Here is a 6,085-nt window from a genome sequence, read left to right on the forward strand (position 1 = left end):
AGTGAATGCCGGGGGCGAGCCGCACCTCTACCCGGGCTCGCCGCGCATTCTGGAGCAGCTATTGCGGCCCCAGGATTTTCTGATCCTCAACGAAAAACATGCCGAAGACGCCATGGCCCTGCGCAGCGCGATGCGCGGCACATCTGCGGCCGTGCATGAGCGCGACGCCTATGAATTGTGGCTGGCGATGCTGCCGACCCGGACATCTCGCGGCGTGGTGGTGGTCGATCCGCCTTATGAGCAGACGGATGAACGCGCCCGGATCGCAGTCACCCTCGCCGCCGCTCACCGCAAATGGGCGCATGGCGTGACGGTGATATGGTATCCGCTGAAGGACCGCGCGGCGCATGTGCGATGGAAGCAGCAGCTCAGGCGGCTGGGCATCCCGAAATTCCTGTGGGTCGAACATTGGCTGTACGATGCCGATCAGCCGGGCATCTACAACGGCGCGGGCCTTTTCATCATCAACCCGCCATACGCCTTCACGCAGGCGCTGCCCCCGCTGCTCGAAGCCCTCCGCGCCGCGCTGGCGCCGGAAGGGCACAAGGGCGAGATCGCGGCGGATTGGTTAGCGGATTAAGACAAGCCCCATCACCGATTTTTCGGAAGAGAGCGCGGGAGGCTCTGGCTTCCGGCGTGTCCCGGACTTCGTTGTCAAATTCAAAGGGTAGGCGGAAAACTGGGACGCGACGCTGCTAAAGGCGTCCCACACAGGACCCAATCAAGCACACAAGCAAAGGGCCCTTCGGCCGCATGTGTCGGGTTTGCCTTGGGGGGAAAGTGGTGCCGCTTCAGGACTCGAACCTGTGGCCCCATCATTACGAATGATGTGCTCTACCAACTGAGCTAAAGCGGCAACGATGGGCGCCTCTATCAGCGTGCCGTGGCGAAGACAAGCGTCCTTGCGAAGAAACTGTTTCCGGCGATTTCGTGCGCCTGTGGAGGTGATGCGTGACGACGATAGCGGCCATTTCTGTCCGGCCGCCGTATCAGCACGGAACGATCCGGTCTTTCTCCAATGTCAGAGCGCTGACCGCGCCGCGACGGCTGCGCGGATGATCGTGGGCACCCCGGGATCCTCGATCGTCGGCGGGCATTCGACATGCTGGCCGTTGACGATGCTGCGCAGCAGGTTGCGCAGGATCTTTCCCGACCGCGTCTTGGGAAGCTGCGGCACGACATAGGCGGTCTTCAGCGCCGCGACCGCGCCCAGTTCGGCACGCACCGCGGCGATGACGAGACGCACCAGCGTATCGGGATCGGGGGCACCGGCGCGGGGGACGACGAAGGCGACGGGGATCATCCCCTTGATCGCATCGCCGGCGCCGATGACCGCGCATTCGGCGATGCCGTCCTGCTGCGCGACGATCTGTTCCATCTGACCTGTCGATAGTCGGTGGCCCGCGACATTGATGATATCGTCGGTGCGGCCCATGATGTGGAGGAAGCCCTCGGCATCGAAATGGCCCGCGTCCCCCGTCTCATAATAGCCGGGGAAGCTTTCGAAGTTGCGCGCGAAGCCGACCGGATTGTTCCACAAGGTGCGAAAGGCGCCGGGGGCAAGGGGGGCCTTGATCGTGATCGAGCCGCTCTGCCCGTCGGGGACCGGCTGGCCGTCCTCGCCGAGCACGACGAATTCATAGCCCGGTACCGGAAAGCCGGCGCTCCCGCGCTTGCGCCGGAGGTCGCCGAGCGCGAAGCAGCTGGCGATTGCGGGCCAGCCGAGCTCGGTCTGCCACCAATGGTCGATCACCGGCAGGCCGGTCTTTTCCTCCAGCCAGGCGATGGTGTCGGGATCGGCGCGCTCGCCGGCGAGGAAAATCGCTTCAAGATCGCCCGTCCCGATGTCGGCCAGAAAGGCGGCGTCGGGGTCTTCCTTGCGGATTGCGCGGATCGCTGTCGGTGCGGTGAAGAAGGTCTTGACCCCGTGGCGGACGATCGTGCGCCAGAAGGTGCCGGGATCGGGGGTGCCGACGGGCTTGCCTTCGAACAGGATCGTCGTCGCGCCGACAAGCAGCGGGGCATAAACGATATAGCTGTGGCCCACGACCCAGCCGACATCGGATGCCGCCCAGAAACAATCGCCCGCGCCGATGCCGTAGATATTCGCCATCGACCAGGCGAGCGCGACGGCATGTCCGCCATGTTCGCGCACCACCCCCTTGGGCGTGCCCGTCGTCCCCGAGGTGTAGAGGATATAGAGCGGATCGTTCGCCGCCATGACCGCGGCTTCGGGTATCGGATCGCCGGCACATTCGCTGCGCAGCGTCATCCAGTCGATATCGCGCGGCGGCTGGAGATCGGCGGCAAGCGCATCGCGCTGGACCAGCACGACATGCTCTACCGGGTGGCTGGCGAGCGCGAGGGCTTCATCGACCATCGGCTTGTAGGCGATCAGCCGGCCTCCCTCGATCCCGCACGAGGCCGTCAGGATCAGGCGCGGCGCGGCATCGTCGATGCGCTTGGCAAGTTCGAGCGCCGCAAAACCGCCGAAAACGACCGAGTGGATCGCGCCGATGCGGGCGCAGGCGAGCATCGCAAACACTGTTTCGGGGATCATCGGCATGTAGATGACGACGCGGTCGCCCTTGCCGACGCCCAGCCGCTTGAGCATCGCCGCGACGCGGCCGCTTTCTTCGAGCAATTGCGCATAGGTGAACCGGCGCACCTGCCCGGTGACCGGACTGTCATAGACGAGCGCCGGCGCATGGCCGCGCCCCGCCGCGACATGGCGGTCGAGGCAATTGGCGGCGGTGTTGAGCGTGCCCCCGGCAAACCAGCCCGCATCGGCATCATGGATGCGCTGCGGCGGCGTCACCCAGTCGATCGCCCGCGCGGCGGCGCCCCAAAAGGCGTCGCGGTCGGTGATGCTGTCGGTCCAGGCCTGCCGGTAGGCGTCGCTCATCTGTCGTCCTTTATCGAAATGTCTTGGCGAGAACCACCAGCGTCGGGTCGCCGTCGAACGCTTCGGGGGCGAAGCCCTTTTCGCGCTCGAGTTCGATGGCGGCGTGATTTTCGCGCGCCTCGATCGCGATCGCGCGCCGGACACCGCGCCGTTCGGCCTCGCGGCTGACGAAATCGAGCAGCGCCCAGCCCACGCCTTTGCCGCGATAGTCGCTGCACACCGACACCGCGATTTCGGCAGTGTCCATCGCCGCATCGCAGGCGAGTAGCGCCGATCCGATCAACTTGCCGCTTGCGGCGTCGAAGCCGAGGAAGCTTTCGCTGCGATAATGGTCGGCGTGGATCAGCGGTTCGAGCTGGCGGTGGTTGACGTGGGCGCCGGCCGAAAAGAAGCGGAAGCGCCGGTCCTCGTCGCTGACGCGGTCGAAGAAATCGACGAGCGCTGCCTCGTCGGCTTCGGTGGCGGGTCGCACCAGCACGTCGATGCCGGAACGGGTGGGAAGCAGAAGCGTCGTGTCCATGGGAGAGAGCCTTTCGTTCAAGAGCCTGTGCCTCTTGCGCCCCGGCGTCCGATTATGCCTTGATCCAGCGCAAAGCCCGAAAAATCGGGGGCGAAAAAATCCGGGGAGGATGCGCGACCCGCCATCCTCCCCGGTCCATGCCGAAAGGCCTGCCTATGCGTCGATATTGCGGCGGAAGGTTTCGGGCAGGAACAATAGCCCCACGATCACCGTCAGCGCGGCGATGACGATCGGATACCAGAGGCCGTAGTAGATATCCCCCGTTGCCGCGACCATCGCGAAGGCTGTCGTCGGCAGAAAGCCGCCGAACCAGCCGTTGCCGATATGATAGGGCAGCGACATCGAGGTGTAGCGGATGCGGCTCGGGAACAATTCGACCAGCATGGCGGCGATCGGGCCGTAGACCATGGTCACGAGCAGGACGAGATAGGTCAGGATGGCGATGACCATCGGCTTGTTGATCGCATCCGGATCGGCCTTTGCCGGATAGCCCGCCTTAGTCAGCGCATCCTTGATCTGCCCCTGGAAAGCGGTGATCGCGGCCTTGCGTTCGTCGCCCGTTACCTTGGCGGGATCGGGAGCGGTAAAGCTTTCGGTGCCGATGCGGACGACCGCGACGCTGCCTGCCGGCGCGGCGACGTTCGCATAGCCGATCGCGTTTTTGGCGAGGAAGGCCTTGGCGATGTCGCAGCTCTTGGCGTCGAACTTGTTCTTGCCGACGGGGTCGAACTGCAGCGAACAGTCGGCGTCGTTCGTGGCCACCGTCACCGGCGCCGAAGCCTCGGCCCGGGCAAGCGCCGGGTTCGCGGCTTCGGACAGCGCGTGGAAGGCGGGGAAATAGGTCACGACGGCCAGCGCGCAACCGACCAGGATAATCGGCTTGCGCCCGATCTTGTCCGACAGCCAGCCGAAGAAGATGAAGAAGGGCGTGCCGATCGCCAACGCGATTGCGATCAGGATATTGGTCGTCGCACCATCGACGAGCAGCATCTTTTCAAGGAAGAACATCGCGTAGAACTGGCCGGTGTACCAGACCACCGCCTGGCCGGCGACCGCGCCGAGCAGCGCGACGAGAACCCATTTGGCATTCTTCCACTGGCCGAACGCTTCGGTCAGCGGCGCCTTCGAGGTCGTGCCTTCATCTTTCATCTTCTGAAAGACCGGGCTTTCGGAAAGCTGCATGCGGATCCACATCGACACCGCGAGCAGGATGATCGAAACGAGGAAGGGCACGCGCCAGCCCCAGTCCTTGAACGCCTCTTCGCCGATCAGCGTGCGCGTGCCGATGACGACGAGCAGCGCCGCGAACAGGCCGAGCGTCGCGGTCGTCTGGATGAAGCTGGTGTACAGCCCGCGCCGGTTGTTGGGCGCATGTTCGGCGACATAGGTCGCCGCACCGCCATATTCGCCGCCGAGCGCAAGGCCCTGCACCAGCCGCATGACGATGAGCATGATGGGCGCTGCAACGCCGATCGTGGCATAGGAGGGAAGAAGGCCGACGACGAACGTCGAAAGTCCCATCAAGCCCATCGTCACCAGAAAGGTGTTCTTTCGGCCGACGAGATCGCCGATCCGCCCGAACACCAGCGCCCCGAAGGGACGCACCGCAAAGCCCGCGGCAAAGGCCGCCAGCGCGAAGATAAAGCCGGTCGTTTCGTTGACGCCCGAAAAGAATTGCGCCGATATGATAGTGGCCAGAAGGCCGTAGAGATAAAAATCATACCATTCGAAAACGGTGCCCAGCGACGAGGCGGTGATGACGAGCTTTTCGCTCTGCGTCGCCTCGTGATGCTTGGGCAAATGGTCATATGCCGTTGCCATGAAACCTCTCCCTGTCCCTGTTCGGTTTAGAAACTATATTTTGCGGCAAATTCAAAGCGATCGAGCTGGCCCTTGGCGCCGCTCACGATTTCGCGCTCACCGTGGCGATATTCGATGCCAAGGTCGATGCTCTTGACCGGCGACCAGAAAAGGTTGGCGGCCGCGCTCCACGCCTTGTCGTTGAACCCCGACAGGGTCGCGAGCGGGATCGAACCCGCATAGTCGACATTCTGGTAGCTGCCCATCAGGTTGACCCGGAGCTGCGGCGCCACGGCAAGGCGTACCGCCGCGAGCGCGGCGAACTCGCGAACATCGGCAAGGGTGCCGGTCGCCGGGTCGAACACCGAATCGGGCGCGAAGTTCAGGCCGATATAGCGGCCGGCATTGCTGCCATAGGTCGCCATGAAGCGGATATCGCTGCCCTTGTCGGCGGCAAGATAGATTTTGCCCGCGGCGCTGACGCCCCAGCCGAAATTCTTTGCCGACACGCCGGCATTGGCGACGCGCACTTCGCGCGCGAGGCCCGCGAGCGACAATTCGCCAAGCTTGCCTGCATAGGCGATCCGCGCCGCGAAGTCGGGGATGCTGTCGTCGCCGTTTTCGACCAGCGCCGGGGCGCCGAGGGTGGCGGTTCCCGACTCCGCATTTTCAATCGATGCATGGAGCGTCACGCCGCCGCCGAGCGGCGCCGAGTAGCGGACAAGCGGCTGGCGGACGAACACCGTGCCTTCGGTCGCGCCGACGAAATCGGTGCTTTCGGGCAGCGCGCCGACATATTGGAAGGTCGACCAGTCCTGCCCGAAGGTGAATTTGTCGACCTGGATATAGGCGCGGCGCAG

5 protein-coding genes and 1 tRNA gene are annotated in these 6,085 nt (G+C 64.4%); 1 reads left to right on the plus strand and 5 read right to left on the minus strand.

The window, feature by feature from the left end; genetic code table 11:
• The coding region (gene rlmJ, locus ABS88_RS04965; protein ID WP_286749321.1) for a 23S rRNA (adenine(2030)-N(6))-methyltransferase RlmJ at positions 1 to 580 on the plus strand (580 nt) is incomplete at its 5' end.
• A 201-nt stretch (positions 581 to 781) separates the two neighbouring features.
• On the opposite strand, the gene ABS88_RS04970 is transcribed toward rlmJ, so the two are convergent.
• From ABS88_RS04970 to ABS88_RS04990, 5 genes are all read right to left on the minus strand, one after another.
• Positions 782 to 856 (minus strand) — tRNA-Thr (locus tag ABS88_RS04970).
• Between the two features lie 165 nt (positions 857 to 1,021).
• Positions 1,022 to 2,905, minus strand: a complete 1,884-nt coding sequence (locus ABS88_RS04975) for an AMP-binding protein (protein WP_286749322.1) — start codon at positions 2,903 to 2,905, stop codon at positions 1,022 to 1,024.
• A gap of 10 nt (positions 2,906 to 2,915) precedes the next feature.
• On the minus strand, positions 2,916 to 3,425 hold the full coding sequence (locus ABS88_RS04980) for a GNAT family N-acetyltransferase (RefSeq protein WP_003039626.1): 510 nt from the start codon (positions 3,423 to 3,425) through the stop codon (positions 2,916 to 2,918).
• A gap of 153 nt (positions 3,426 to 3,578) precedes the next feature.
• Positions 3,579 to 5,246, minus strand: coding sequence for an MFS transporter (locus ABS88_RS04985; RefSeq protein ID WP_286749323.1), 1,668 nt, complete (start codon positions 5,244 to 5,246; stop codon positions 3,579 to 3,581).
• A 26-nt stretch (positions 5,247 to 5,272) separates the two neighbouring features.
• The coding region (locus ABS88_RS04990; RefSeq protein WP_286749324.1) for a DcaP family trimeric outer membrane transporter at positions 5,273 to 6,085 on the minus strand (813 nt) is incomplete at its 5' end.

It is taken from the genome of Sphingopyxis sp. SCN 67-31 (assembly GCF_001725095.1).

Bases quoted from the DNA above. Each gene is read 5' to 3' on its own strand.
- ABS88_RS04975 (WP_286749322.1), bottom strand. From the start codon at position 2,905: ATGAGCGACGCCTACCGGCAGGCCTGGACCGACAGCATCACCGACCGC.
- ABS88_RS04980 (WP_003039626.1), bottom strand. From the start codon at position 3,425: ATGGACACGACGCTTCTGCTTCCCACCCGTTCCGGCATCGACGTGCTG.
- ABS88_RS04985 (WP_286749323.1), bottom strand. From the start codon at position 5,246: ATGGCAACGGCATATGACCATTTGCCCAAGCATCACGAGGCGACGCAG.